This window comes from Neobacillus sp. DFD-2R, assembly GCF_057747865.1.
In genome coordinates this window covers 3,966,477-3,993,290 of the sequence record NZ_CM173228.1, presented here as the reverse complement: position 1 = coordinate 3,993,290, position 26,814 = coordinate 3,966,477, and the positions used below count along the sequence as shown (strand labels likewise).

The 26,814-nt window shown below is 39.1% G+C and carries 24 protein-coding genes and 1 pseudogene; 23 read left to right on the top strand and 2 right to left on the bottom strand.

The features are described 5' to 3' along the window. Positions 1-92 precede the first annotated feature (92 nt). From AC3ANV_RS19895 to AC3ANV_RS19830, 14 genes are all read left to right on the top strand, one after another. Complete coding sequence (locus tag AC3ANV_RS19895; RefSeq protein WP_488310403.1) at positions 93-4,418, top strand: PolC-type DNA polymerase III; 4,326 nt, start codon at positions 93-95, stop codon at positions 4,416-4,418. Positions 4,419-4,632: 214 nt separating this feature from the next. Next, positions 4,633-5,103, top strand: a complete 471-nt coding sequence (gene rimP, locus AC3ANV_RS19890) for a ribosome maturation factor RimP (RefSeq protein WP_488310402.1) — start codon at positions 4,633-4,635, stop codon at positions 5,101-5,103. 41 nt (positions 5,104-5,144) lie between these two features. Continuing rightward, positions 5,145-6,266, top strand: a complete 1,122-nt coding sequence (gene nusA / locus AC3ANV_RS19885; protein ID WP_488310401.1) for a transcription termination factor NusA — start codon at positions 5,145-5,147, stop codon at positions 6,264-6,266. Between the two features lie 18 nt (positions 6,267-6,284). After that, on the top strand, positions 6,285-6,566 hold the full coding sequence (rnpM, locus tag AC3ANV_RS19880; RefSeq protein ID WP_488310400.1) for an RNase P modulator RnpM: 282 nt from the start codon (positions 6,285-6,287) through the stop codon (positions 6,564-6,566). Next, entirely contained in the window at positions 6,566-6,868 is a 303-nt protein-coding gene (locus AC3ANV_RS19875; protein ID WP_307406557.1) for a YlxQ family RNA-binding protein, read from the top strand. Before rnpM ends, AC3ANV_RS19875 begins: the two co-directional genes overlap by 1 nt. Before the next feature lie 19 nt (positions 6,869-6,887). Then, entirely contained in the window at positions 6,888-9,170 is a 2,283-nt protein-coding gene (gene infB, locus AC3ANV_RS19870; protein ID WP_488310399.1) for a translation initiation factor IF-2, read from the top strand. Then, complete coding sequence (locus AC3ANV_RS19865) at positions 9,167-9,448, top strand: DUF503 domain-containing protein (protein WP_488310398.1); 282 nt, start codon at positions 9,167-9,169, stop codon at positions 9,446-9,448. Before infB ends, AC3ANV_RS19865 begins: the two co-directional genes overlap by 4 nt. Positions 9,449-9,465: 17 nt before the next feature. Beyond that, positions 9,466-9,837 carry a 30S ribosome-binding factor RbfA gene (gene rbfA, locus AC3ANV_RS19860; RefSeq protein WP_488310397.1) on the top strand — a complete coding sequence of 124 codons (372 nt, stop codon included), beginning with the start codon at positions 9,466-9,468 and terminating at the stop codon, positions 9,835-9,837. 68 nt (positions 9,838-9,905) lie between these two features. Beyond that, a complete protein-coding gene (gene truB / locus AC3ANV_RS19855) occupies positions 9,906-10,829 on the top strand; it encodes a tRNA pseudouridine(55) synthase TruB (RefSeq protein WP_488310396.1) in 924 nt (307 codons plus the stop codon). A gap of 29 nt (positions 10,830-10,858) precedes the next feature. Beyond that, on the top strand, positions 10,859-11,815 hold the full coding sequence (gene ribF / locus AC3ANV_RS19850) for a bifunctional riboflavin kinase/FAD synthetase (RefSeq protein WP_488310395.1): 957 nt from the start codon (positions 10,859-10,861) through the stop codon (positions 11,813-11,815). Between the two features lie 168 nt (positions 11,816-11,983). Beyond that, entirely contained in the window at positions 11,984-12,253 is a 270-nt protein-coding gene (gene rpsO, locus AC3ANV_RS19845; protein ID WP_307406570.1) for a 30S ribosomal protein S15, read from the top strand. A 231-nt stretch (positions 12,254-12,484) separates the two neighbouring features. Further along, on the top strand, positions 12,485-14,602 hold the full coding sequence (pnp, locus tag AC3ANV_RS19840; protein ID WP_488310394.1) for a polyribonucleotide nucleotidyltransferase: 2,118 nt from the start codon (positions 12,485-12,487) through the stop codon (positions 14,600-14,602). A gap of 132 nt (positions 14,603-14,734) precedes the next feature. Then, positions 14,735-15,682, top strand: a complete 948-nt coding sequence (locus AC3ANV_RS19835) for a polysaccharide deacetylase family protein (RefSeq protein ID WP_488310393.1) — start codon at positions 14,735-14,737, stop codon at positions 15,680-15,682. Positions 15,683-15,759: 77 nt separating this feature from the next. After that, positions 15,760-16,998: a M16 family metallopeptidase gene (locus AC3ANV_RS19830; RefSeq protein WP_488310392.1), complete on the top strand. Its 1,239-nt coding sequence runs from the start codon at positions 15,760-15,762 to the stop codon at positions 16,996-16,998. A 438-nt stretch (positions 16,999-17,436) separates the two neighbouring features. Here AC3ANV_RS19830 and AC3ANV_RS19825 read toward each other — a convergent pair whose 3' ends face one another. Both AC3ANV_RS19825 and AC3ANV_RS19820 read right to left on the bottom strand, forming a co-directional pair. Further along, entirely contained in the window at positions 17,437-17,577 is a 141-nt protein-coding gene (locus AC3ANV_RS19825; RefSeq protein ID WP_488314282.1) for an IS3 family transposase, read from the bottom strand. A 45-nt stretch (positions 17,578-17,622) separates the two neighbouring features. Continuing rightward, positions 17,623-17,964: pseudogene (locus tag AC3ANV_RS19820) on the bottom strand (transposase); the annotation flags it as partial. A gap of 389 nt (positions 17,965-18,353) precedes the next feature. Between AC3ANV_RS19820 and AC3ANV_RS19815 the strand changes: the two are divergent. The 9 genes from AC3ANV_RS19815 (at position 18,354) to AC3ANV_RS19775 (ending at position 26,697) form a co-directional block, all read left to right on the top strand. After that, positions 18,354-18,596 carry a YlmC/YmxH family sporulation protein gene (locus tag AC3ANV_RS19815; protein ID WP_488310391.1) on the top strand — a complete coding sequence of 81 codons (243 nt, stop codon included), beginning with the start codon at positions 18,354-18,356 and terminating at the stop codon, positions 18,594-18,596. 177 nt (positions 18,597-18,773) lie between these two features. Beyond that, positions 18,774-19,676, top strand: coding sequence for a dipicolinic acid synthetase subunit A (gene dpaA, locus AC3ANV_RS19810; protein WP_488310390.1), 903 nt, complete (start codon positions 18,774-18,776; stop codon positions 19,674-19,676). Then, on the top strand, positions 19,673-20,272 hold the full coding sequence (dpaB, locus tag AC3ANV_RS19805) for a dipicolinate synthase subunit B (protein WP_488310389.1): 600 nt from the start codon (positions 19,673-19,675) through the stop codon (positions 20,270-20,272). The genes dpaA and dpaB overlap by 4 nt, the downstream gene beginning before the upstream one ends. A gap of 194 nt (positions 20,273-20,466) precedes the next feature. After that, entirely contained in the window at positions 20,467-21,519 is a 1,053-nt protein-coding gene (gene asd / locus AC3ANV_RS19800; protein ID WP_488310388.1) for an aspartate-semialdehyde dehydrogenase, read from the top strand. A gap of 35 nt (positions 21,520-21,554) precedes the next feature. Continuing rightward, the gene (dapG, locus tag AC3ANV_RS19795) at positions 21,555-22,799 is read left to right on the top strand and encodes an aspartate kinase (protein ID WP_488310387.1); all 1,245 of its coding nucleotides are present in this window, start codon (positions 21,555-21,557) and stop codon (positions 22,797-22,799) included. An 89-nt stretch (positions 22,800-22,888) separates the two neighbouring features. Further along, on the top strand, positions 22,889-23,761 hold the full coding sequence (dapA, locus tag AC3ANV_RS19790; RefSeq protein WP_488310386.1) for a 4-hydroxy-tetrahydrodipicolinate synthase: 873 nt from the start codon (positions 22,889-22,891) through the stop codon (positions 23,759-23,761). Between the two features lie 161 nt (positions 23,762-23,922). After that, complete coding sequence (locus AC3ANV_RS19785) at positions 23,923-25,590, top strand: ribonuclease J (protein WP_488310385.1); 1,668 nt, start codon at positions 23,923-23,925, stop codon at positions 25,588-25,590. Between the two features lie 115 nt (positions 25,591-25,705). Then, positions 25,706-26,461: a ClpP family protease gene (locus AC3ANV_RS19780; RefSeq protein ID WP_488310384.1), complete on the top strand. Its 756-nt coding sequence runs from the start codon at positions 25,706-25,708 to the stop codon at positions 26,459-26,461. Beyond that, positions 26,458-26,697 carry a YlzJ-like family protein gene (locus tag AC3ANV_RS19775; RefSeq protein WP_488310383.1) on the top strand — a complete coding sequence of 80 codons (240 nt, stop codon included), beginning with the start codon at positions 26,458-26,460 and terminating at the stop codon, positions 26,695-26,697. Before AC3ANV_RS19780 ends, AC3ANV_RS19775 begins: the two co-directional genes overlap by 4 nt. Positions 26,698-26,814 lie beyond the last annotated feature (117 nt).

The window sequence follows — 26,814 nt, the reverse complement described above, 5'->3', positions numbered from 1 at the left end:
CGAATAAACCCGAATCATCATGTATCATATGGTATAATTATTTTTTGATATAGAAGAAGATAACTGAATTAATATAGATGGGAGAGAGAACGATGAGCGAACATGCCCCAGGCAAAAAAGAGCGATTCCTACTCTTGCTCCAGCAGCTGAAACTGAACGAGGATGCTGTAGTAGCACATTTTCCAAATGCACAAATTGAAAGGCTATTGGTAGAAAAGAAAGCTCGAAAGTGGCATTTTCAATTTTTACTTGAAAAAATTCTGCCTTTCAATATTTTTATCCGTTTTACTACACAATTAGAAAGAGAATTTTCAAATATTGCTAGAATTTCATATGAAATTCAAGTGACAGAGCAAAGCTTTTCACAAGAATTATTATTAGAATACTGGAATCATTGTGTTCAGCAAATTGATGGCATCGCTCCGCCGCTCTTGAAACTGCTAAATGAACAAATTCCTGCTGTTCATGGAAATAAGCTAACCTTATCAGTTAGAAATGAAACAGAAGGGCTGGCATTAAAACGTAAATATGCAGGAACCATTGTGACTATCTATCAATCATTCGGGTTCCCTGCCTTAACAATTGAGACGGAGTTGCAAACTGAAGAAAAGAATGATGATTATCAACAATTTTTACTCGCAAAACAAAAAGAAGATCAAGAGCGCGGACTTCAAGCCATGTTGGAGATTCAGAAGAAAGAAGCCGAAAAAGACCAAGCAGCCGGGGATGTACCCCAAGGGCCTCTCTCTATTGGTCTTACAATCAAGGATGATAGTGATTTACGCAGCATGATTGATATAATAGATGAAGAAAGACGTGTTACAGTTGAGGGCTTTATCTTTGCTGCCGAAACTAGAGAATTACGCAGCGGCCGGACGCTACTAACCTTTAAAGTGACAGACTATACTAGCTCAATTATGGTAAAAATGTTCTCCAGAGATAAAGAGGATGCAGCATTGTTTCAACACGTGAAAAAAGGAATGTGGGTAAAGGTTCGCGGCAGTATCCAAAATGATACCTTCGTACGTGACTTGGTTATGATTGGAAATGATATTAATGAAATCAAACCGGCTAGTCGTAAAGATACTGCAGGAGAAAACGAAAAACGTGTTGAGCTTCATCTTCATACACCGATGAGCCAAATGGATGCCGTTACACCTGTAAGTGCATTAATCGCCCAAGCAAAAAAATGGGGCCACAAAGCGATTGCTGTAACTGACCATGCCGTAGCCCAATCATTCCCGGAAGCATATGGTGCAGGGAAAAAAAATGATATTAAAATCCTTTATGGTGTAGAAGCTAATCTTGTTGATGATGGTGTACCAATTGCATATAATGACGCACACCGGTTACTCGCAGAAGATACGTTTGTTGTGTTTGACGTGGAAACCACAGGGCTCTCAGCAGTATATGATACAATCATCGAGCTTGCGGCTGTTAAGGTGAGAGAAGGGGAAATCATTGACCGTTTTGAGTCATTCGCAAACCCGCATCACCGCTTATCGGCAACGACCATTAACCTTACGGGAATTACTGATGAAATGGTTGAAACGGCCCCCGAAGTCGAAGAAGTACTACGAAAGTTTTCTGATTGGGTCGCTGACGCAGTCCTCGTCGCCCATAACGCTTCTTTTGATATGGGTTTCCTAAATGTCGGATATAAGAAAATCGGATTTGACAAGGCGAAAAACCCTGTCATTGATACACTTGAGCTCGGGCGTTTTCTCTATCCCGAGCTGAAAAACCATCGATTGAATACTTTGGCAAAGAAGTTTGATATTGAATTAACACAACATCACCGTGCCATATATGATGCAGAGGCAACTGGATATTTATTGATGAAAATGTTAAAGGATGCCCTTGAAAAAGGAATAGAATACCATGATCAATTTAACGATAACATGGGTAAAGGCAATGCATTCCAGCGGGCAAGACCGTATCATTGTACACTCATGGCTCAAAACGAAACGGGATTAAAGAACTTATTTAAGCTTGTATCTATTGCACACATTAATTATTTTTACAGGGTACCGAGAATACCTAGAACCGTCCTCCAAAAGTACAGAGAGGGAATCCTTGTTGGATCCGCTTGTAATAAAGGTGAGGTCTTTGAAGGAATGATGCAAAAATCCCCTGAGGAAGTAGAAGCATCTGCCCGTTTTTATGATTATCTCGAGGTTATGCCAAAACAAGTGTATGCACCATTGATTGAAATGGAACTTGTAAAGAATGAAAAAGCACTGGAAGAAATTATTGGGAATATCGTTAAGCTTGGAGATAAGCTCGGTCTTCCCGTTGTGGCAACAGGAAATGTCCATTATTTAAATGAAAACGACAAAATTTACCGGAAGATTTTAATCAACTCTCAAGGCGGGGCAAATCCGCTGAACCGTCATGAATTGCCGGATGTCCATTTTCGAACAACCAATGAAATGCTTGATGCATTCGCTTTCCTTGGTGCGGAAAAAGCAAAGGAAATTGTTGTCACAAACACCAATAAAATTGCTGATATGATTGACGTCATTAAACCGATAAAAGACGATTTATATACACCGAAGATTGAAGGTGCCGAGGAAGAAATGCGTGAGATGAGTTATTCAATGGCACGCAAAATCTACGGAGATTCTCTGCCGGAAATTGTTGAGGCTCGTCTCGAAAAAGAATTGAAAAGTATTATTGGGCATGGTTTTGCTGTAATTTATTTGATTTCACATAAACTCGTGAAAAAATCATTGGATGATGGATACCTAGTTGGATCGCGGGGGTCTGTCGGCTCTTCTTTTGTTGCTACGATGACTGAGATTACAGAAGTAAATCCGTTGCCGCCTCATTATGTGTGCCCAACCTGTAAGCATTCTGAGTTTTTTAATGATGGCTCAGTTGGCTCAGGATTTGATTTACCTGATAAAGACTGTCCGCAGTGTGGCGGCAAATACAAGAAGGATGGACACGATATACCATTTGAAACCTTCCTTGGCTTTAAAGGGGATAAGGTTCCCGATATCGATTTAAACTTTTCCGGTGAATATCAGCCGCGTGCCCATAACTATACAAAGGTCCTTTTTGGTGAGGAATATGTATACCGTGCAGGAACGATTGGAACCGTTGCTGATAAGACTGCATTTGGATATGTGAAAGCCTATCAGCAGGATAATAATCTTCAATTACGCGGAGCAGAAATCGAGCGGCTTGCTTCAGGGTGTACGGGTGTAAAAAGAACAACTGGCCAGCACCCCGGTGGGATTATCGTAATTCCTGATTACATGGATGTTTATGACTTTTCACCGATTCAGTTCCCCGCCGATGATAAAAATTCTGAATGGAAGACAACCCATTTTGATTTCCATTCCATTCACGATAACGTGTTAAAGCTGGATATTCTTGGGCATGACGACCCGACCGTAATAAGGATGCTTCAGGACCTAAGCGGGATGGACCCAAAAACAATTCCAACCGATGATCCTGAAGTAATGAAAATCTTTAGTGGAACAGAATCTCTTGGTGTAACAGAACAGCAAATCATGTGTAAAACAGGAACACTCGGTATCCCTGAATTCGGTACAAGGTTTGTCCGTCAGATGCTTGAGGACACCAAACCAACAACATTTTCTGAACTTGTACAGATCTCCGGTTTGTCTCACGGTACTGACGTATGGCTTGGAAATGCGCAAGAATTAATCCACAACCAAATCTGCAACCTAAGCGAAGTAATTGGCTGTCGTGACGATATCATGGTTTACCTAATTTATCAGGGGCTGGACCCTTCCTTCGCGTTTAAAATTATGGAATCGGTCCGTAAGGGAAAAGGATTAAGTGAAGAAATGGAAGCTGAAATGAGGAAAAACGAAGTACCCGAATGGTATATTGATTCATGTAAAAAAATTAAATACATGTTCCCGAAAGCACACGCAGCCGCATATGTTTTAATGGCGGTTCGGATTGCCTATTTTAAAGTTCATTTACCGCTTTTATACTATGCAGCGTATTTTACTGTCCGTGCAGAAGATTTTGATATCGAAGCAATGTCACGCGGATCAGAGGCAATACGTGCCAAAATAGAAGAAATTAATGCCAAGGGACTCGAAGCCTCTAACAAAGAGAAAAACCTGCTAACTGTTCTCGAACTTGCCCTTGAAATGACGGAAAGAGGCTTTTCATTCAAAAAAATTGATTTATATAAATCATCTGCATCAGAGTTTATTATTGATGGTGATTCATTAATTCCGCCATTTAATTCAATTCCCGGCCTTGGAAGCAACGTTGCTTTAAGTATTGTAAAAGCAAGGGAAGAAGGGGAATTTTTGTCAAAAGAAGATCTGCAGCAGCGAGGAAAGGTATCGAAAACAATCCTTGAATATTTAGATAAACAGGGATGCCTTGAGGCACTGCCGGAGCAAAATCAGCTTTCACTTTTCTAACTCGGAAGAACGTTGATAACCCTTTACCGGGTTTGCATATAATTGTTGGTTATGGTATAGTTTTATTGGAAATACTAAGAAATACTCTCGTGATTAAGAGTGGGGAAACCCGCTCTTTCGTTTTTGTGTCCAACTTTTTTTGCAGGAGTAAACTATTTAAACTTTCCGTGAACTACATATAATATGGGTAAAAAATCGGTAAAGGAGGTTAAGTATGAGCAAAGTAACGGAAGTAGTAGAAGAGCTGGCAGCACCAATTATCCAGGAACTAGGTTTGGAATTGGTGGAAATTGAATACCTTAAAGAAGGAAAAAGCTGGTTTCTACGCGTATATATCGATAAAGACAGCGGCGTTGATATTGAGGATTGCGGACTTGTCAGTGAACGACTCAGTGAAAAACTCGATTCCGTTGACCCGATTCCCCATAATTATTTTCTAGAAGTGTCCTCTCCCGGTGCAGAGCGTCCATTAAAAAAAGACAAGGATTTTGAAAAGGCAATCGGTAAAAATGTTTTTATCAAAACCTATGAGCCAATTAATGGTGAAAAAAGTTTCGAAGGGACATTGCTGGAATTTGATGGCGGGCAGCTAAAAATTGAGGTTACGATAAAAACCCGGAAGAAAGCTATTGAGATTCCATATGAAAAGGTAGCCAATGCACGACTTGCAGTTATTTTTTCGTAATAGAAGAATAAATTGAAAAAAGATTAGGGGGATACAATCAGATGAGCAGCGAATTATTAGATGCTCTTACAATACTGGAAAGAGAAAAAGGGATATCCAGGGATGTTTTAATTGAAGCGATCGAGGCAGCACTTATTTCGGCCTATCGCCGTAATTTCAATCAGGCCCAGAATGTTCGAATTGATTTAAATTTACAATCAGGGTCAATGAGAGTATTTGCGAGAAAAGAAGTAGTAGATCAGGTTTTTGACCCACGGCTTGAAATATCTTTGGAAGATGCCAGACATATCAACCCCAACTATCAAGTAGAAGATGTAGTTGAGATGGAAGTAACCCCGAAAGACTTCGGTAGAATTGCTGCACAGACTGCTAAACAAGTGGTTACCCAAAGAGTAAGAGAAGCTGAAAGAGGAATCATTTATTCGGAATTTATCGACCGTGAAGAAGATATTATGACAGGTATTGTTCAAAGACTTGATGCGAAATTTATTTATGTAAGTCTTGGGAAAATTGAAGCCTTACTTCCTGTTAACGAGCAAATGCCCAATGAGCGATATAAGCCGCATGACCGAATCAAAGTATTTATTACAAAAGTTGAAAAAACAACTAAAGGTCCGCAAATTTTTGTATCACGTACACATCCGGGACTTTTGAAAAGGCTGTTTGAAATTGAAGTACCTGAAATTTATGATGGAACAGTTGAAATTAAATCGGTAGCCCGCGAGGCAGGTGACCGTTCAAAAATCTCTGTACATTCAGAAAACCTTGAGGTTGACCCCGTTGGATCGTGTGTTGGTCCAAAAGGAACCAGGGTACAAGCTGTAGTTAATGAATTAAAAGGGGAAAAAATTGATATTGTAAAATGGTCAGACGACCCAGTCGTGTTTGTTGCTAACTCTCTTAGTCCCTCGAAGGTTTTAGATGTAATGGTAAATGAAGCCGACAAAGCAACAACCGTTGTAGTACCTGACTATCAATTATCCCTGGCTATTGGTAAACGTGGACAAAACGCACGTCTGGCAGCTAAATTAACAGGCTGGAAAATCGATATTAAATCGGAAACGGAAGCACGTGAATTGGGAATTTATCCACGTGAAGAAACGATAAGACTTTTTGACGATCAAGTTGAAACTGATTTTGAATATGAAGAAGAATTGGATTAAAAAGTGAGGTGAATGATCGTGAACACTCGTAAAAAAGTTCCTATGCGTAAGTGTGTAGCAACCGGTGAAATGAAGCCGAAAAAAGAACTCGTTCGCATCGTTCGCTCTAAAGAGGGGGATGTATCCATCGACCTAACGGGGAAGAAATCCGGTAGAGGTGCATACCTTTCAAAGGACAAGGAAGCTGTCCTTCAAGCCAAGAAAAAAAATACCTTATCTAATCATTTACAGGTTTCTATAAATGATTCATTGTATGAAGAACTACTAGAGTTAATAGAGAAGGAGAACCGACAATCCTAATGAAATCAAATCAATGGATGTCATTGCTTGGCTTGGCCAATCGAGCACGGAAAATTATATCGGGTGAGGAGCTTACCGTAAAGCAGATTCAAAGCGGGAAAGCAAAGCTCATTTTATTATCGGCAGATGCATCTGCAAATACGACAAAAAAAATTACAGATAAATGTAAATCGTATGAAATTCCATTTAAAATTGTGGAAGACCGCCACCTTCTGGGCCAAGCAATTGGCAAAGAAGCCCGTGTTGTTGTAGCTGTATTAGATGATGGATTTGCAAAAAAACTGGTAACGTTGCTCGATTAAATTTAGCGGGGGTGAAAAAATGAGTAAAATACGTGTTTATGAATACGCAAAGAAACACAACATTTCCAGTAAGGACGTTATTACAAAATTAAAAGAAATGAATATAGAGGTTTCTAACCATATGGCAACAATCGAAGATGCAGATATCGTAAAGCTTGACGCAACCTATAATAAAAAAGAAGACAGTACACAACAGAAACAGGCAAAACCACAGCAACAGAATCGCCAAAACCAAAGTTCTTCGGTGCCAACTCAAGGCAAAAAACCACAAGTTCAGGTTAAAACGACTCCAAAAGCATTTGAGGATGACGATGATAAAATTGTTGCACCTAGCAAGGTGAAAGTAGTCTCTCCTCCAAAAACAATTGAAGGCAAAAAGCAAAATCAGGAATATCAATCAAAAGAAAATAAAGTCTTCAATTCAGGAAAAGGTAATAAAAAACCATTTAATAATAATCAAAATCGCAATAATAATAATAATAATAAAAAGAAGAATCATCATACACCGGTTCAGCAAGCACAGCCGCAGAAGAAAAAAGAACGGGAGCTTCCTGCAAAAATCACATTTAGTGAATCTTTAACAGTTGCCGAGCTTGCTAAAAAGCTTTACCGTGAACCTTCTGAAATTATCAAAAAGCTTTTCTTACTTGGTGTAATGGCTACAATTAACCAAGTATTAGATAAAGATGCGATTGAGTTGATTGCCGGTGAATACGGTGTTGAGGTTGAGGAAGAAATTAAAGTAGATACAACTGACCTTGAGGTGTATTTCACAGAAGATGAAGCTGAAAATCTTGTTGAAAGACCATCAGTAGTAACGATTATGGGACATGTTGACCACGGGAAGACAACCTTGCTCGACTCAATTCGTAATACGAAAGTAACAGAAGGTGAAGCCGGTGGTATTACACAGCATATTGGTGCCTATCAAGTAATGGAAAACGGTAAAAAAATTACTTTCCTTGATACTCCCGGACATGCTGCTTTCACGACAATGCGTGCACGAGGAGCTAAGATTACCGATATTACCATTCTTGTCGTTGCGGCTGATGACGGTGTTATGCCTCAAACCGTAGAAGCAATCAATCATGCAAAAGCTGCAGAAGTACCAATTATAGTTGCCGTTAATAAAATGGATAAAGAAGCTGCAAATGCGGATCGTGTTATGCAAGAACTTACCGAACATGGCTTGGTATCTGAAGCCTGGGGCGGGGATACAATCTTTGTTCCACTATCTGCGAAAACAGGGGAAGGAATTGACAACCTTCTTGAAATGATTCTTCTTGTCAGTGAAGTTGAAGAATATAAAGCGAACCCAAATAGAAATGCTGTAGGAACTGTTATTGAAGCACAATTAGATAAAGGCCGCGGATCTGTGGCAACTTTACTTGTTCAAAACGGTACCTTAAAAATCGGTGACCCAATTGTTGTCGGCAATACATTTGGCCGTGTCCGTGCGATGGTCAATGACAAAGGACGCCGTGTAAAAGAAGCGGGTCCATCAACTCCGGTTGAAATAACAGGTCTTAGTGATGTTCCGCAGGCCGGTGACCGATTTGTAGTATTTGAAGATGAAAAAACGGCTCGTCAAGTTGGAGAGGCCCGTGCACAACAAGCATTGGTAGCCCAACGCGGTGAAAAATCCATTGTCAGTCTGGAAACCTTATTTGATCAATTGAAGCAAGGTGAAATGAAGGACTTAAACATCATCTTAAAAGCAGATGTTCAAGGGTCAGCAGAAGCTGTTGCCGCTTCATTGCAAAAAATAGACGTTCAGGGTGTTAACATCAAAATTATTCATAGTGGTGCAGGGGCGATCAATGAATCAGATATCAGTCTTGCGGCTGCGTCTAATGCCATTGTGATCGGCTTTAACGTTCGCCCGGATGTTAATGCGAAGCGTGCTGCTGAAGCTGAAAAAGTTGATGTTCGACTACACCGAATTATTTACAAGGTAATCGAAGAAATTGAGGCGGCAATGAAAGGGATGCTTGACCCTGAATTTGAAGAGAAAATTATCGGTCAGGCTGAAATCCGTCAAACCTTCAAGGTTTCAAAAGTTGGTACCATTGCCGGTTCATATGTTACTGACGGGAAAATTACCCGTGATAGCGGCATTCGTTTAATTCGCAACGGTGTTGTTATTTTTGAAGGACAAATCGATGCCTTAAAACGTTTTAAAGATGATGCTAAAGAAGTCGCACAAGGTTATGAATGTGGAGTTACGATTAAAAACTTTAATGATGTTAAAGAAGGAGATATCATTGAGGCCTTCGTAATGGAAGAAGTGGAGCGTAAATGATCATCGGCTCGGCCGTTTGTGAATGTATTATCTATGATGCCCATTCTTTAAAAGAAAAACGTGCTGTTTTGCAGCGAATCCTAACTCGATTAAAACAAAAGTTTAACGTATCCGTGTCAGAAACAGATCACCAAGATGTGTGGCAGAGAACCACAATTGCTATTGCGGTCGTAACCTCTACCCGGGTTTCAACTGAGAAGGAATTGCAAAATGCACTTAAATTTATCGACTCGTTTCCAGAAATAGAAAGAACGATCACCGATATCGAATGGTTTTAAGTTAAGAGGTGAATGTGATGAGCCACAGAGCAAATCGTGTTGGAGAACAAATGAAAAAAGAACTAAGTGACATCATCGGTCGAAAAATAAAGGATCCTCGGATCGGCTTTGTGACGGTTACAGACGTTCAAGTAACAGGAGATCTGCAACAAGCTAAAGTTTATATTTCTGTTTTAGGTGATGATGAGCAAAAGGAGAATACATTAAAAGGTTTAGCCAAAGCTAAAGGGTTTATTAGAACCGAAATTGGCCACCGAATTCGCCTCCGCAAAACACCTGAAATTATCTTTGAATTCGATGAATCCATTGATTACGGAAATCGTATTGAAAATCTACTTCATCAATTGCATACGGATGAAAAACCAATGGAAAAAAATGATGAAGAATAAATGGATAGACATCTGTCTATCCATTTTTTTCGATATTTTGATATTTGAAAAAGATCGGAGCGAATAAGGTGGAAGGGATATTACCATTATTTAAACCTGCCGGGATGACAAGTCATGATTGTGTCTTCAAATTACGGAAAATATTAAAGACAAAAAAAGTCGGTCATACGGGGACACTTGACCCGGATGTAACTGGAGTTCTTCCTATATGTATTGGAAAAGCGACTAAGGTGGCAGAATATATTACCGATGCAGGAAAAGCGTATGAGGGTGAAGTCACAATCGGTTTCTCGACAACGACAGAAGATGCATCAGGTGAAGTTGTTGAAAAGAAAGTTGTGAATCGAACCATTACAAGAGAAGAAATCGTTCAGGTTCTTAATTCGTTTATTGGTGAAATTGAACAAACTCCCCCCATGTATTCAGCTGTTAAGGTGGGAGGAATTCGCCTTTATGAGTATGCCCGAAAAGGGATAGAAGTAGAGCGCCCAACCAGAAAGGTAACAATTTATTCCATTCAACTACTCGATGATAATAATGAATTTTCCGGTGAGTCACTTCACTTTCGATTTCGAGTCAGCTGCAGCAAGGGGACATATATTAGGACATTGGCGGTCATGATTGGCGAACGTCTCGGATATCCTGCACATATGTCAAATTTGATTAGGGTTCAATCAGCAATATTCACTTTAGAAGATTGTCTTAACTTCGAAGATATTGAAAAACTTATGGAAGCCGGGACCATTTCGAGTGCATTAAGACCATTGGAATCGGCTCTTTCTCATTTGCCGAAATATGTGATTAATGATACAGTAGCAGAGAAAGTGAAAAATGGCGCACTTTTACAAATACCCGAACATTTGAAATTTAGTAACGGACCTATTATCGCGGAAACAGAAGAAGGGCTTGCACTTGCCATTTATGCAAAGCATCCAAATAAGCCGGGTCTTCTCAAACCAGTTAAGGTATTGCGAAATGATCAAGAACAATAAAGGTACGGTATAGAAAAGGTGAGTTTCAGTTGGAAGTAAAGAAGCTTAGTTTCCCTCTTAATTTAGATAAAAATGAATTTCCGCCACTTGCCATGGCGCTTGGCTATTTTGATGGTGTACATCGAGGCCACCAAGAAGTGATTCTTGAAGCAAAAAAACAGGCAGAACAAAAAGGGCTTTATTGTGCTGTCATGACCTTTGACCCTCATCCATCTGTGGTATTAGGTAAAAACGAAAAGCATGTTCAATACATAACACCATTAGAAGAGAAAATTCAAATTATTAACGAGATGGGTATAGATTATCTTTTTATTATTCATTTCACTACAGAGTTTGCGAATCTTTTGCCGCAAGAGTTTATTGATCAGTATGTGATAGCTTTAAATGTAAAACACGTTGTTGCCGGGTTTGATTTTACCTATGGTCGAATGGGTAAGGGAAATATGGAAACAATCCCATTTCATTCACGCGAGCAATTTTCTTATACAATTGTGCCGAAATATACTAATAGCGATGAAAAAGTAAGTTCAACTCAAATTCGTAAATATTTAAAAGAAGGAAGAACCGACGAACTGCCAGCGTTACTCGGTAGATTTTATACTACTTCAGGTATCGTCATTCATGGCGATAAACGAGGGAGGACGATTGGTTTTCCAACTGCAAATGTTGATATAAATGATGATTATATCCTTCCTCCGCTTGGTGTGTATGCAGTCAGAATGGAGATAGATGGTGTCTGGTATCAGGGGGTTTGTAATATTGGTTTTAAACCAACATTTAATCAGCCGGCTTTAAGACCATCTGTTGAAGTTCACTTATTTCAATTCAATCAAGATATTTATGGAAAGAACGTTATGGTCGAATGGCATCTTTATTTACGAAGAGAACAAAAATTTTCCGGTATTGAAGAACTCGTTTCCCAAATCGAAAAGGATAAACAGAATGCAATCGATTACTTTGTTAGAAATCGCCAATTTTTTTGTTAATGATTGTAAAATAAAGTCTTTCTTCCATAAATGGTAAGGTTTTAGCTTGCATTTTGACGCAAAACATTGTATCCTTATTAACGTATTATAAATTAACCTTTGCTTGGCAAGTCGAGTCACCGACGCTTGCTCAGTAACAGGGGATTCATATTTAGGAGGTGAACCAGGATGGCAATCACACAAGAACGTAAAAACGAAATTATCAATGAGTACAAAACTCATGAAAGCGACACTGGATCTGCAGAAGTTCAAATCGCTGTCCTTACTGAATCAATCAACAATTTGAATGAGCACTTACGTACTCATAAAAAGGACCACCACTCACGTCGCGGTCTGTTGAAAATGGTTGGTAAACGTCGTAATCTTTTAACTTACCTACGTAACAAAGATGTTCAACGTTACCGTGAGTTAATCAATAAGTTAGGTCTTCGTCGATAGTCTTCAGAAGCGGGATTTTTTCCCGCTTTTTTGTTAGGTTTAAAAAAATTTGAGAATCTTCTATACATATTTTTAAGACGCAATTTTTTGTGCATACTATAAATACATTTGTATTGATAACATCAAGTCTTTTTGGCTTTTTTTATATTTGTTAAATAAAGATGATAACAGCGAAATATTTCTTTTTTCGCATCATCCTCCGAAGTGAGTTAGATTGAGAGGGGTAAAAATATGGAACAAACGAAACATGAGTATTCCATGAATTGGGCTGGCCGCAAGTTAACCGTTGAAATTGGTCAATTGGCTAAACAAGCTAACGGTGCTGCACTGGTACGATATGGAGATACGGTAGTATTAAGTACTGCGACCGCTTCTAAAGAACCTAAAAATGTGGATTTCTTCCCGTTAACGGTAAATTATGAGGAACGCTTATATGCTGTAGGAAAAATCCCCGGCGGATTTATTAAGCGTGAAGGACGACCAAGCGAAAAAGCGATTTTAGCCAGCCGCTTAATCGACCGTCCAATTCGTCCGCTTTTTGCTGACGGCTTTCGTAATGATGTACAAGTTATCAGTATTGTAATGAGCGTGGATCAGGATTGTTCTACAGAAATGGCAGCGATGTTTGGCTCGTCATTGGCACTCAGTACATCTGACATTCCGTTTGAAGGTCCGATTGCCGGAGTTGTTGTTGGCCGAATTAATGGTGAGTTTATTATTAATCCAACCGTGGATCAAGCTGAAAAGAGCGATATTCATTTGACCGTTGCCGGAACAAAAGATGCGATTAACATGGTTGAAGCAGGTGCGAATGAAGTTCCTGAGGAGACAATGTTAGAAGCAATCATGTTCGGTCATGAAGAAATTAAACGCTTAATTGAATTTCAAGAAAAAATTGTTGCTGAAATTGGCAAAGAAAAAATGGAAGTAACCTTATATGAGCTTGATAAAGAGCTTGAAGCCGAAATTAGGGGATTCTGCGAAGCTGACATGGTTAAGGCAATTCAGGTCCAAGAAAAGCATGCTCGTGAGAATGCGATAAAAGAAGTGAAAAATCAAGTATTGACTAAATTTGTTGAGCAAGAAGCGACGGATGAAGATTTAAAACAAGTAAAACAAATTTTGGACAAAATGGTTAAAGGTGAGGTTCGCCGATTAATTACTGTAGAAAAGGTTCGTCCTGATGGCCGTAAAATCGATGAGATTCGTCCATTATCTTCTATGGTTAACATTTTACCTCGGACACATGGTTCAGGATTGTTTACACGCGGTCAGACTCAAGCATTGAGTATATGTACCCTTGGTGCAATGGGTGATGTTCAAATCCTTGATGGTTTAGGAATTGAGGAAGAGAAACGGTTCATGCATCACTATAACTTCCCTTCCTTTAGCGTAGGGGAAACAGGACCAATTCGCGGACCAGGCCGCAGGGAAATTGGCCATGGCGCCTTGGGTGAAAGAGCACTTGAGCCGATTGTCCCGAATGAAAAGGACTTTCCGTATACCATTCGGCTTGTTTCAGAGGTATTGGAGTCAAATGGTTCTACCTCACAGGCAAGTATTTGTGCAAGTACACTTGCAATGATGGATGCCGGTGTACCGATTAAAGCTCCAGTAGCCGGTATTGCAATGGGACTTGTAAAATCCGGGGAACATTATACTGTATTAACGGATATTCAAGGAATGGAAGATCACCTTGGGGATATGGACTTCAAAGTAGCTGGAACCTCAAAGGGTGTAACAGCATTGCAAATGGATATTAAAATTGAAGGACTATCCCGTGATATATTGGAAGAAGCCCTTCAACAAGCAAAAATTGGGAGAATGCAAATTTTAGATTCAATGCTTGCAACCCTTTCGGACCCGAGAACAGAACTCTCCCAATTTGCTCCGAAAATTTTAACGATGTCAATCAATCCGGATAAAATTCGCGATGTTATTGGACCGAGCGGAAAACAAATCAATAAGATTATTGAAGAAACCGGAGTTAAAATTGATATCGAGCAGGATGGTACTATTTTTATTGCCTCAACCAATCAGGAAATGAATCAAAAGGCGAAGAAAATCATCGAAGATATTGTTCGGGAAGTAGAAGTAGGCCAAATCTATCTTGGTAAGGTAAAACGGATTGAAAAATTCGGTGCATTTGTTGAAATCTTTGCAGGTAAAGATGGTCTTGTTCATATTTCAGAGCTAGCCGAAGAACGCGTTGGAAAAGTGGAAGATGTAATTTCAATTGGTGATGAAATTTTAGTAAAAGTAACGGAAATTGATAAGCAAGGCCGTGTAAACCTTTCACGCAAAGCAATTTTAAAAGAACAGCGTGAAAAGGCTGAAGAAAACCGTTAAAGTACAAAACCGGACTTGTGCCGGAGAAATAGGCAAGTCAGGGGGAACCCTGACTTTTTCCATGCAATGGTTCTCTGATTCGTTCTACCTTGTCCTTCCTAAACATAATGTTTATGGAAGGGGGAACGGTCGATGAAAAAGGTAAGTTTATTTATGTTTATTTGTTTGGCTGCATGGTTCACGGTCAACAATCCCATTGTGAATCCATATGTGGAATCTTTAAAGGTTTCATCAATATCAGTGGCAAATCAGGCAGACCCTCTATATCAAAGTATTATTAAAAATGCTTCTACATACGAAATCCCGCCATCTGATGCAAAAATAGATCCGGTTTGGAAGGCTATTCCAGGATATAATGGACTTAAAGTTGATATTTCAGCCTCATTTAAAAATATGAAAAAAATTGGAAAATTTGATGAAAAAAAACTGGTTTTTACTCAAACCAAACCAAAGGTTCACCTTGAGGATTTACCGGCTTCACCAATTTACAAAGGCCATCCTGAAAAACCGATGGTCAGCTTCATTATAAATGTGGCATGGGGGAATGAGTATTTATCAGATATGCTTGCAACCCTAAAAAGGCACCACATAACAACTAGTTTTTTTCTTGAAGGGAATTGGGTCAAGAAAAACCCGGAGCTTGCGAAAATGATTGCTAGCAGCGGTCATGAGATTGGAAACCATTCATACTCACATCCGGATATGAAGAGACTAACTGCAGACCAGGCAAGAATGGAAATAATTAAAACGAATGAAGTAATCGAAGCAGCGACTAAAGTAAAATGCACATGGTTTGCTCCTCCAAGCGGCAGTTACCGTGAGGAAACAGTTAAAGTTGCTGACGAATTAAAAATGGGGACGGTTATGTGGACTGTCGATACGGTAGACTGGCAAAAACCTTCTCCGGAAACAATAATCAACCGTGTCATTTCTAAAATAGGCAATGGTTCGATGGTACTTATGCATCCTACTGCCTCAACGGCAAAAGCTCTTGACCGTTTAATCACATTGATAGAACAAAAGAATTTAAAAATAGTCACGGTTACGGAACTAATGAATGAAGAGAGAATTTTGAAATAATGGGAGAATATAATCCTAAGGTGATTAAATTATAAACTGGAACCGAAATAGTATTGTCCATCGTTAGGAGGAATTAGATGATAAATAAATATACATGCCAAAATGGAGTAAGAATTGTGCTGGAACATATCCCCACCGTTCGGTCTGTTGCGATTGGTGTTTGGATAGGCACGGGGTCTAGATATGAAGATCAACAAAATAACGGGATTTCTCATTTTCTCGAGCATATGTTTTTTAAGGGCACCACTACCAGATCGGCAAAGGAAATAGCGGAATCGTTTGATAGCATAGGTGGTCAAGTAAATGCCTTTACTTCAAAGGAGTATACATGCTATTATGCAAAGGTGCTTGATACTCATTCTCAATTTGCGTTAGATGTTTTAGCTGATATGTTCTTTAATTCAACTTTTGTCGAAGAAGAATTAAATAAGGAAAGAAATGTTGTTCTGGAAGAAATCAAAATGTATGAAGACACACCGGATGATATTGTCCATGATTTATTGAGCAGGGCTGTTTATGAGGATCATCCGCTTGGATACCCTATTCTTGGGACAGAAGAAACACTTAGCACGTTTTCAGGAGAAACGCTTAAGGAATATATTCATGAAAGATACACTCCTGAAAATGTCGTGATTTCAATTGCGGGAAATATTTCTGAATCCTTTATTCAAGAAGTTGAGAAATATTTCGGTAACTATGAGGGTGGGAATAAACAACCACTTGAAAATATTCCTGTTTTCCATTCCAACCGTATTTCACGGAAAAAGGAAACGGAGCAGGCTCATTTATGTATCGGTTTTGAAGGTTTAAAGGTTGGGCATGAAGACGTCTATAGCTTAATTACCTTAAACAATATTTTAGGCGGAAGTATGAGCAGCAGATTATTCCAAGAAGTCCGTGAACAAAGGGGCTTAGCCTATTCTGTTTTCTCCTATCATTCAGCCTATCAGGATAGTGGGATTGTTACAGTCTATGGCGGAACAGGTGCAAAGCAGCTGAATGTATTATTTGAAACGATTCAAGAAACACTCGATAAATTAAAGCAAGATGGAATAACTGAAAAAGAACTTACAAACAGTAAGGAACAATTGAAGGGAAGCTTAATGTTGAGCTTAGAAAGCACAAACAGCCGAATGAGCCGTAACGGTAAGAACGAACTTCTATTAAAACGCCACCGTTCATTGGATGAAATAATTGAACAAATAGATTTGGTTACTAAACGAAGTGTTGATGAGATGGCAAGATCAGTATTTACTGATAAATATTCAGTGACATTAATAAGCCCTGACGGAGAATTTCCTGAAAACCTGAAGTAAATAAAAAAACAGTTCGTACTCGAACTGTTTTTTTATTATGTCAGAATCCAAATACCAAATTTATTGATTGTCCATGCAAATGGGCCTGTTGATTTCCGCTCCGGGCACTCGCTTTCCGCGGGGAGGTCCTGAAGCCTCCTCGGCGCTTTGGCGCCTGCGGGGTCTCCAGTGACCTCTCTATCCCGCAGGAGTCGAGTGCCCTCCGCTCCAATCAACAGGGAGGGAAATCAACCTAAAGTATTGCAACACACGTTTTCTAACCTTGCTATGAACATATCCCTGTCAAGTAGACAGTAGTAAAATAAACACACTCTTCTTCAGCAGCTTACAGGGTAGTTAATTGAGGGGCCACTGTCAAGGAAAGCGCTTGACAGCACCCCCTCAATTAACTGAATAGGCAGTAAGCTGAAGAAGGAGACAATGTAATCCATATGTCTTCTAAGCAACCTTGGCATTTCTGTACTCAACGGGGCTAAGGTTGTTTAATTTTTTCTGATAACGCTCGTTATTATAAAAATAGATATATCTGTTGATTGCTTCAATGACCTCTTCTTCTGTTTTAAATGAATTAAGATACATTACTTCCGATTTTAAATGGCCAAAGAAATTTTCCATACTTGCGTTGTACCGGTGTTGACGATTCCAGCTAATCGTAGAGTGATGAGGTACTGGGTCCTTGAATTTCAGACCTAAAAACCAGCGGTAGGCAACGTTTGTTCTTATTTCCCTTTCTAGTTGACGTTCAGAACGAATGCCGTAAATATAACCAATAAACATCATTTTAAAAAGAATAAAGGGATCAGTAGGGCGTCCATTATCATCGCTGTAATAAGGACGGATCTTTTCAAGAAGAAACGAAAAATCAATATATTTATCAATTAAACGAAGAAGATGGTCATCAGGTACCAATTCATCAATAGATACAAATTCAAATTCACTTTGGCTAGACTCTTTTGGCTTAAATATTGATTTCACCACTTATTTTAATTATTTATTAGTTTAGTTGGAGGTCTTTATTGAAAACACTCTGTTGATTGGCGCGGAAGGCACAAGACTCCTGCGGGAGTACGGGGCAGGGGAGACCCCGCAGGAGCGAAGCGACGAGGAGGCTCCCCGGCACGCCCGCGGAAAGCGAAGTGCCTGGAGCGCCAATCAACAGACCTGTTTAAAAGCCTATATACCAATAATATTATAACAAATTAACGCGGTGAATTGTTAAAGCGAATAAATAAACAAGAGGCTGCCGAAGGTTTTTCGACAGCCTGACAGTTCGTACTCGAACTGTTTTTTTTAGTCTAATTTTGGACGTCCTTTTATAAACTAGTAGAAAAAGGGTCGGGAAGGGAGATTATGTTATGCGTCTTAGTGAATTAAGCGGGAAAGAGATTGTTGATGTGAAAAAAGCGGAACGCCTCGGAGTTCTTGGCCAAACAGATCTTGAAATAAATGAAGGGACGGGGCAAATTCAGGCATTGCTAATTCCTTCATTAAAATGGTTTGGTTTAAAGAAACAAGGAGGAGAAATCAGAGTTCCCTGGCAGCATATAAAAAAAATTGGCTCTGACATGATTATTGTTGATGTCCCTGAAGTGGAATAGAGAGTGGAAAATGAATATTTAAGAAAAGCCCAAGCAAAGGAATCCTTGCTTTGGGCTTTTTTTATAGAACTATTGGTGGAAAACTCACCGAATCATGGTTACTTACATAAGATGTTGAAGTGATAAAGAAGAAATGATTTCCTGTTTGGATTTTTTAAAAAGAAGGTGAATGTTTTCATGCTGACAGGGATGCAGATAGCCGTTATTGGTGGAGATGCCAGACAGCTGGAAATTATCCGGAAGTTAACCGAATTAGATGCCCGACTATCGCTAATTGGTTTCGAACAGCTTGACCATGCCTTCACCGGTGCTGTTAAGGAAAAGTTGGATGAGGTTGATTTTTCGAATATTGACGCTCTTATATTGCCGGTAGCTGGCACAAATTTAGAAGGTCAGGTAGAGACTATTTTCTCGAATGAGAAAGTGGTTTTATCTGCGGAAATACTTTCAAAAACCCCTGAACATTGCTCGATTTATTCAGGAATTAGCAATACATTCTTAAATGAAATTATTAAGCAGTCAAAAAGAACACTTATCCAGCTTTTTTCTAGGGATGATGTCGCTATCTATAATTCTATTCCTACAGTTGAAGGCACAATCATGATGGCCATACAGCATACAGACTTTACTATCCATGGTTCTAATATCACCGTTCTGGGATTAGGAAGGTGTGGAATGAGTACAGCGAGAGCTTTTCATGCTCTTGGTGCAAAAGTAAAAGTCGGAGCTAGGAAAAGTGAACATCTTGCAAGAATAACTGAAATGGGTGTAACTCCATTTCATCTAAGCAATATCGAGAAAGAAGTAACAGGGACGGATATTTTAATCAACACGATTCCATATCCAATTGTAAGTGCAGCAGTAATTTCAAAGTTACCGGCACATACGCTCGTTATTGATATTGCCTCAAAACCAGGCGGAACTGATTTCAGATATGCTGAAAAACGGGGCATTAAGGCTTTACTAGCTCCGAGTTTACCGGGGATTGTTGCTCCAAAAACAGCCGGGCAAATTCTAGCGGATGTTCTTACACAATTACTCCATGATGACCTGATAAACCGAAAGGGGAAAGTGAAATGAGTTTAAAAGGTAAGAGAATTGGCTTTGGATTAACAGGGTCGCATTGTACGTATGATGCTGTTTTTCCAGAGATTGAAAAACTTGTGCAAGCAGGGGCAGAGGTTATGCCTGTGGTAACTTTCACGGTAAAAAATACAGAGACCCGTTTTGGTAAAGGTGAAGATTGGATTCAAAGAATTGAGGACCTAACAGGAAATAAAGTGATTGATTCAATCGTTAAAGCAGAGCCTTTAGGTCCAAAGATTCCGCTGGATTGCATGGTAATTGCTCCACTTACGGGTGTATCAATGAGTAAATTTGCTAATGCGATGAACGATAGTCCCGTACTGATGGCGGCAAAAGCAACTTTAAGAAACTTAAAGCCGGTTGTTCTTGGAATTTCCACCAATGATGCACTAGGTTTAAACGGCGTCAATTTAATGAAGCTAATGGCCACAAAAAATATTTATTTTATTCCATATGGGCAGGACGATCCTATTAAAAAACCAAATTCAATGGTGGCAAGAATGACATTGCTTTCTGAAACCGTTGAAGCAGCAATACTTGGTAAGCAAATTCAGCCGGTGCTTGTAGAAAGGTATCGTGACGGCGACTAAATCTTTACCCTTTCGTCAAAAAAGGTTATTTCTTTCAAGTAATATGTTAAAATAAATTAATCATTCATCAGCGGGGTGCTTTATCCCGTTGATGAGATAATTTATTAAAGCATAGCTGGCACAAAAGCAAGTATCATTTGAAATGAAATGACCAGCAATGTAACTATAGATAAGGATTGAAAGGGGTACTAGAAATGAGTCAAAAAGGATTTCATGTTGCTGTTGTAGGAGCAACTGGAGCAGTCGGACAACAAATGATCCAAACTTTAGTTAAGGAAAATTTTCCAATCAAGCAATTATCCCTATTGTCGTCAGCACGTTCAGCAGGGAAAAAAATTGAAGTTAATGGTAAAGAATATACTGTTCAAGAAGCAAAACCGGAGAGCTTTGAAGGAGTCGATATTGCTTTATTCAGCGCTGGTGGCGACGTCTCTAAAGAGCTTGGTCCCGAGGCAGTTAAACGCGGTGCCATTGTTGTAGACAACACTAGTGCTTTTCGTATGGATATAAATACTCCTCTTGTTGTGCCGGAGGTTAACGAAAACGATTTACATCAGCACAATGGAATTATTGCGAATCCAAATTGCTCTACCATTCAAATGGTTGTCGCATTAGAACCGATTCGTCAAAAATTCGGATTAAAAAAGGTAATTGTCTCAACCTATCAAGCAGTTTCCGGTTCAGGTGCGGCGGCAGTACAGGAATTAAACGAACAAGCACAGGCGATTTTAAATAATGAACCATATGAGCCAAAGGTGTTACCTGTTAAATCAGACAAGAACCATTACCAAATTGCCTTTAATGCCATTCCGCAAATTGATAAGTTCCAAGAAAATGGTTTTACTTATGAAGAAATGAAAATGATCAATGAAACGAAAAAAATTATGCATTTACCCGAATTACAAGTTTCGGCAACGTGCGTTCGCCTTCCTGTTGCGGTAGGCCATTCTGAATCTGTATATTTTGAAGTGGAAGCAGAAGGAGTTAGTGCACAGGAAATTAAAGCATTATTAATGGATGCTCCAGGTGTTGTCCTTCAAGATGATCCGGAAAATCAATTGTACCCAATGCCGGCAAATTGTGTTGGCAGCAATGATGTTTTTGTTGGAAGAATTCGAAAAGATCTTGATGAAGATCACGGGTTCCATATGTGGGTGGTCTCAGACAACTTACTCAAAGGAGCAGCATGGAATTCTGTACAGATTGCTGAAAGATTAATTAGTCTTGGATTAGTTAAAGAAAAATAAAGATTCGCATCAAAAAGGCAGGTTTTGGTGTCACCATGAAAATTATTGTTCAAAAATTTGGCGGGACTTCTGTCAAAGATGAAAAAAGCAGGAAACATGCTCAAACTCATATTGAAAAAGCATTAGCTGAAGGATATAAAGTAGTTGTAGTTGTATCGGCGATGGGGAGAAAGGGCGATTCGTATGCAACTGACACCCTTCTTTCTTTAGTCGGCGGTAATTTAAGTAAAATCAGCAAAAGGGAACATGATCTTCTTTTATCATGCGGTGAAACAATTTCGAGTGTTGTATTTGCGAATATGTTATTAGATAGCGGAATTAACGCCGTTGCCTTAACAGGTGCACAAGCAGGGTTCCGGACAAATAGTGACCATACAAATGCAAAAATTATTGAAATGAAATGTGAACGTCTGCTTAGAGAACTGGAGCATGTTGATGTTGTGGTTGTTGCCGGCTTTCAGGGGGCTGCAAAAAATGGTGATATAACCACTATTGGCCGTGGTGGAAGTGATACATCTGCAGCAGCTCTTGGCGCAGCGCTTAATGCTGAATGGATTGACATATTTACCGATGTCGAAGGAATTATGACAGCTGATCCCAGAATAGCTGAAAATGCAAGACCATTATCTGTGGTTACCTATACCGAAGTCTGCAATATGGCCTATCAGGGAGCAAAAGTCATTCATCCCAGAGCGGTCGAAATTGCTATGCAGGCAAAAGTGCCGATTAGAATTCGCTCAACCTATTCAGATAATTTAGGAACGCTTGTCACAACACTTAATAAAGATAATCGCGGCAGTGATATAAAAGAACGAATTGTGACCGGTATTGCTCATGTTTCAAATGTGACACAAATTAAGGTATTTGCCAAAAAAGATCAGTACTATTTGCAGGCTGAAGTATTTAAAGCAATGGCAAATGAAAATATCAGCGTTGATTTTATTAATATTTCTCCAAATGGTGTTATTTACACTGTTACTGATGAAATGACGGACAGAGCCATTTCTGTCTTAAATGAATTGGGTCATGACCCTGTAGTCGAGCGAAATTGCGCAAAGGTTTCTGTTGTTGGTGCAGGTATTGCAGGTGTCCCGGGCGTAACATCTAAAATTGTTTCTGCATTATCGGATCAGGGAATTCGGATTCTGCAATCGGCTGACAGCCATACCACTATATGGGTACTTGTAAAACAAGAAGATTTAGTTAAATCCGTTAATGCCCTTCATGACGCCTTTCAATTAGAAGAAGAGTCGATTGATTTTAATCAGACGTTTTTTTAAGATTTGGTAAAATCGATATTGAGTCCATTAGATTGGTTAAAGGGCATTCATTATCGGTGTAAACCATAGGAACGGGAAGGAGTATTAAAATGGTTAATTTTGGTCGTGTGTCCACGGCGATGGTTACCCCTTTTGATAAAAAAGGGCATATTGATTTTGCAAAAACTACTCAATTAGTCAATTATTTAATTGAAAATGGAACGGATTCTCTTGTGATTGCAGGTACAACAGGTGAATCACCCACATTATCAAAGGAAGAAAAGCTCGCATTATTTGCTCATGTTGTAAAGGTTGTTGACAAAAGGATTCCGATAGTAGCAGGTACGGGCAGCAATAATACTTATGCATCAATTGAATTGACTAAAAAAGCGGAACAATTAGGTGTGGACGCTATCATGGTGGTAGCCCCTTATTACAATAAACCAAATCAGGAAGGTTTGTATCAACACTTTAAAGCTGTTGCGGAAGCAACTTCTCTTCCTGTAATGGTTTATAACATTCCAGGTCGGTCAGTTGTTACAATTCAACCTGAGACGGTGATTCGTCTTGCGAAGATCCCGAATATTACTGCAATAAAAGAAGCAAGTGGAGACTTAAGCGCTATGACACATATCATTGCGAATACAGACGAAGATTTTCTTTTGTACAGCGGTGATGATGGATTGACAATTCCTGTCCTATCCATTGGCGGTGCCGGGGTTGTCTCTGTTGCTTCGCATGTAATTGGAAATGAAATGCAGGAAATGGTCAAAGCTTTTTTTGAGGGTGATATTAAAAAGTCTGCAAAATTGCATCAACAGCTTTTGCCGATAATGCAAGGGTTATTTGCGGCGCCAAGTCCGGCCCCTGTTAAAACGGCATTACAAGTGAATGGCTTGGATGTTGGTTCAGTTAGGTTGCCCCTTGTTGGATTAACTGAACAAGAACGTACGACTCTCACGACTCTCCTAAATAAAAAATAAGTTGAAAAAGCCAATCGAAGCAGCTTCGGTTGGTTTTTTCTTACTCTAGTACATACCCCATGGATAATTTAACTAATATTGGTTGTAATGATTTTCAAATATCAAGTATAATAATCATAACTGATTTCGATCGGGCTATATCAACAAGGAGGATTCTAACATTGACAAAGAGAAAAAATGATTCCATTAAGGTGATTGCACTTGGTGGTATTGGAGAAATCGGAAAAAATATGTATCTTGTTGAAGTGGACAAGGATATCTTCGTTATCGATGCCGGTTTAATGTTCCCCGAGGAAGAAATGCTGGGAATTGATATCGTGATTCCTGATCTAACTTACTTAAAAGAAAACAAAGAAAGAGTAAAAGCAGTTTTCTTATCACATGGTCATGAGGACCATATTGGAGCACTATCGTATTTGTTAAGACAAGTTGATGTTCCGGTTTACGGAACAAAACTAACCCTTGCCCTTGCTCAAGCAAAACTGAGAGAACAAGATTATAATGGTAAAACGAATTTTATAGAAGTGGATTCAGAATCAATTATTGATATGGAATCTGTTGAAGTAAGCTTTTTTAGAACTAATCATAGCATTCCCGATTCAGTAGGTGTTTGTGTCCATACCTCTGAAGGAATTATTGTCTATACCGGTGACTTTAAATTTGATCAAGCCGCAACGAAACTTTATAAACCGGAAATCGGAAAAATGGCAGCAATCGGAGAAAAAGGGGTATTATGCCTCATGTCCGATAGTACAGAAGCTGAAAAGCCCGGATATACAACATCTGAAGCAATTGTCGAACGAGAAATGTCGAACGCTTTTTACAATGCATCCGGAAGAATTATTGCTGCTTGCTTTGCTTCGGATATTAACAGGATTCAGCATATTTTTGATGCCGCAAAAGAGAACGGCCGTAAAGTCGCAGTTGTTGGGAAAAGTCTTGAACGTATCTATCATATTGCTCTAGATTTAGGGTATTTGGAAGTTGAAGAAGATTTAATTATTCCGATAAAAGAGATTAAAGAGTATCAAGATAAAGAAATTTGCGTTTTAATGACAGGAAGCCAGGGAGAGCCGATTGAAGGTCTGCAGAAAATGGCTAAACAAACAGCAAAGCTTGTAAATATTCAACCGGGCGATACCGTATTAATTGCTGCTTCACCACTTAGGGGCAGTGAAGTATATTTATATAAAACAGTAGATATGTTATTTAGAGCAGGTGCAAACGTTATCTCCGGAAAAAGAACCATCCATGTATCTAGTCATGGCAGTCAAGAAGAATTAAAATTTATGATTAACTTAATGAATCCGAAGTTTTTTATTCCGGTTCATGGGGAATATCGGATGTTAAAAGCACATCGAAAATTAGCAATAGAATGTGGTCTTTCAGATGCACAGATCTATATCCCTGACCGTGGAGAAATGATTGAGTTCAAAGATGGAAAATTGACTCCAGGCAGTAAAGTTCCATCAGGAAATATCCTAATTGATGGAATTGGTGTGGGAGATGTCGGGAATATTGTTTTACGTGACCGCAGGCTTCTATCGCAGGACGGAATCCTAATCGTCGTTGTAACTTTAACAAAGCAAGAGAAAAAAATTGCAGCGGGACCGGAAATTATCTCAAGAGGGTTTGTTTATGTCCGTGAATCAGAAAAATTAATGGATGATTCAACTAAATTAGTCCGAGATATCGTTGAAAGGAATATATCAAAAGAGTCATTTGAATGGGCAAGCTTAAAGCAAGAAATAAGAGATGAATTAAATCGTAATTTATTTGAAAAGACAAAAAGAAGACCCATGATTCTTCCAATCATAATGGAAGTATAGTAATAAGTTAAAATAAAAGGCACTGATCAGTGCCTTTTTATTATGCAAAATATTCAAGCATGTTTTTATCTCATAAAGCAATACTAAAAATATCATGCTTGAAGGGAGTATTAGGATGGATAAAGATTTACAAAAAATTGAATCTGAAAATCAAGAAGGTCAAGATCCGCAAAAAGAAGAAAAACCTTCCTCCACTTTAATAGAAAAAATACAGCAGCTTGGCCAAACAAATGTGCCACAGCTTTCAGCAGATTCAAGTATACATTGTTTGACCATTATAGGCCAAATTGAAGGACATTTAGCCTTGCCGCCGCAAAATAAAACGACAAAATATGAGCATTTACTGCCACAGCTTGTTGCGATTGAACAAAATCCCAAAATTGAAGGAGTTCTTATTATATTAAATACGGTTGGAGGAGATGTCGAAGCAGGACTTGCCATTTCTGAAATGATAGCCTCAATATCAAAACCGACTGTATCGATTGTATTAGGAGGAGGCCATTCTATCGGTGTCCCTATTGCCGTGTCTTGTGATTATTCGTTTATTGCTGAAACAGCAACGATGACCATTCATCCAATTCGCTTAACAGGACTTGTGATTGGAGTTCCACAGACCTTTGAATATTTGGATAAAATGCAGGAGCGGGTTGTCAACTTTGTTACAAAGCATTCAAAAATTACAGAAGAGACGTTTAAAGACTTAATGTTTGCAAAAGGGAATTTAACCAGAGATATTGGGACGAATGTAATTGGCGTGGATGCCGTAAAAAGCGGATTAATTGATGAAGTAGGCGGGCTGGGCCCTGCGATGAAAAAATTAAATGAAATGATTGATTTACAAAAAGAAAGAAATGAGGGGCTGATTCAATGATTCTTTATACGATGATGCCGCAAGAACTTATTTTTCCTATTGAAACAGATTCGGTTACTAAACAACAAACCGTAACCTACCAAGGTATTCCGCTTTTAGTTGAGTTAATAGATCAACAAAATGTTCAAATAATCCGTGTCCTGAGTAGTGATCCTCAGCATTTTTTGGATGAGCGGGTTAGTCCGGGAACAAAAATTTCTTTTAGTGACCATGGTGGATTGTCCGCCTTCTCGTAGTAAATTATGGTATAATTAAATGAGAAAACTAAAGCAGCCATAAAGGCTGCTTTCTCCATTTTTTCAACATCCTATTTGTGAAATGAAATATTTGGATATAAAATGATAAAACATTAT

Excerpts from the sequence above, each read along its gene's own strand:
- AC3ANV_RS19830 (WP_488310392.1), top strand. The coding sequence starts at position 15,760 with ATGATAAATAAATATACATGCCAAAATGGAGTAAGAATTGTGCTGGAA.
- AC3ANV_RS19875 (WP_307406557.1), top strand. The coding sequence starts at position 6,566 with ATGAAATCAAATCAATGGATGTCATTGCTTGGCTTGGCCAATCGAGCA.
- rpsO (WP_307406570.1), top strand. The coding sequence starts at position 11,984 with ATGGCAATCACACAAGAACGTAAAAACGAAATTATCAATGAGTACAAA.
- AC3ANV_RS19835 (WP_488310393.1), top strand. The coding sequence starts at position 14,735 with ATGAAAAAGGTAAGTTTATTTATGTTTATTTGTTTGGCTGCATGGTTC.
- dpaB (WP_488310389.1), top strand. The coding sequence starts at position 19,673 with ATGAGTTTAAAAGGTAAGAGAATTGGCTTTGGATTAACAGGGTCGCAT.
- dapA (WP_488310386.1), top strand. The coding sequence starts at position 22,889 with ATGGTTAATTTTGGTCGTGTGTCCACGGCGATGGTTACCCCTTTTGAT.
- AC3ANV_RS19865 (WP_488310398.1), top strand. The coding sequence starts at position 9,167 with ATGATCATCGGCTCGGCCGTTTGTGAATGTATTATCTATGATGCCCAT.
- rimP (WP_488310402.1), top strand. The coding sequence starts at position 4,633 with ATGAGCAAAGTAACGGAAGTAGTAGAAGAGCTGGCAGCACCAATTATC.
- asd (WP_488310388.1), top strand. The coding sequence starts at position 20,467 with ATGAGTCAAAAAGGATTTCATGTTGCTGTTGTAGGAGCAACTGGAGCA.
- dpaA (WP_488310390.1), top strand. The coding sequence starts at position 18,774 with ATGCTGACAGGGATGCAGATAGCCGTTATTGGTGGAGATGCCAGACAG.
- nusA (WP_488310401.1), top strand. The coding sequence starts at position 5,145 with ATGAGCAGCGAATTATTAGATGCTCTTACAATACTGGAAAGAGAAAAA.
- AC3ANV_RS19780 (WP_488310384.1), top strand. The coding sequence starts at position 25,706 with ATGGATAAAGATTTACAAAAAATTGAATCTGAAAATCAAGAAGGTCAA.
- AC3ANV_RS19895 (WP_488310403.1), top strand. The coding sequence starts at position 93 with ATGAGCGAACATGCCCCAGGCAAAAAAGAGCGATTCCTACTCTTGCTC.
- rbfA (WP_488310397.1), top strand. The coding sequence starts at position 9,466 with ATGAGCCACAGAGCAAATCGTGTTGGAGAACAAATGAAAAAAGAACTA.
- infB (WP_488310399.1), top strand. The coding sequence starts at position 6,888 with ATGAGTAAAATACGTGTTTATGAATACGCAAAGAAACACAACATTTCC.
- AC3ANV_RS19825 (WP_488314282.1), bottom strand. The coding sequence starts at position 17,577 with ATGTATCTTAATTCATTTAAAACAGAAGAAGAGGTCATTGAAGCAATC.
- dapG (WP_488310387.1), top strand. The coding sequence starts at position 21,555 with ATGAAAATTATTGTTCAAAAATTTGGCGGGACTTCTGTCAAAGATGAA.
- AC3ANV_RS19815 (WP_488310391.1), top strand. The coding sequence starts at position 18,354 with ATGCGTCTTAGTGAATTAAGCGGGAAAGAGATTGTTGATGTGAAAAAA.
- pnp (WP_488310394.1), top strand. The coding sequence starts at position 12,485 with ATGGAACAAACGAAACATGAGTATTCCATGAATTGGGCTGGCCGCAAG.
- AC3ANV_RS19775 (WP_488310383.1), top strand. The coding sequence starts at position 26,458 with ATGATTCTTTATACGATGATGCCGCAAGAACTTATTTTTCCTATTGAA.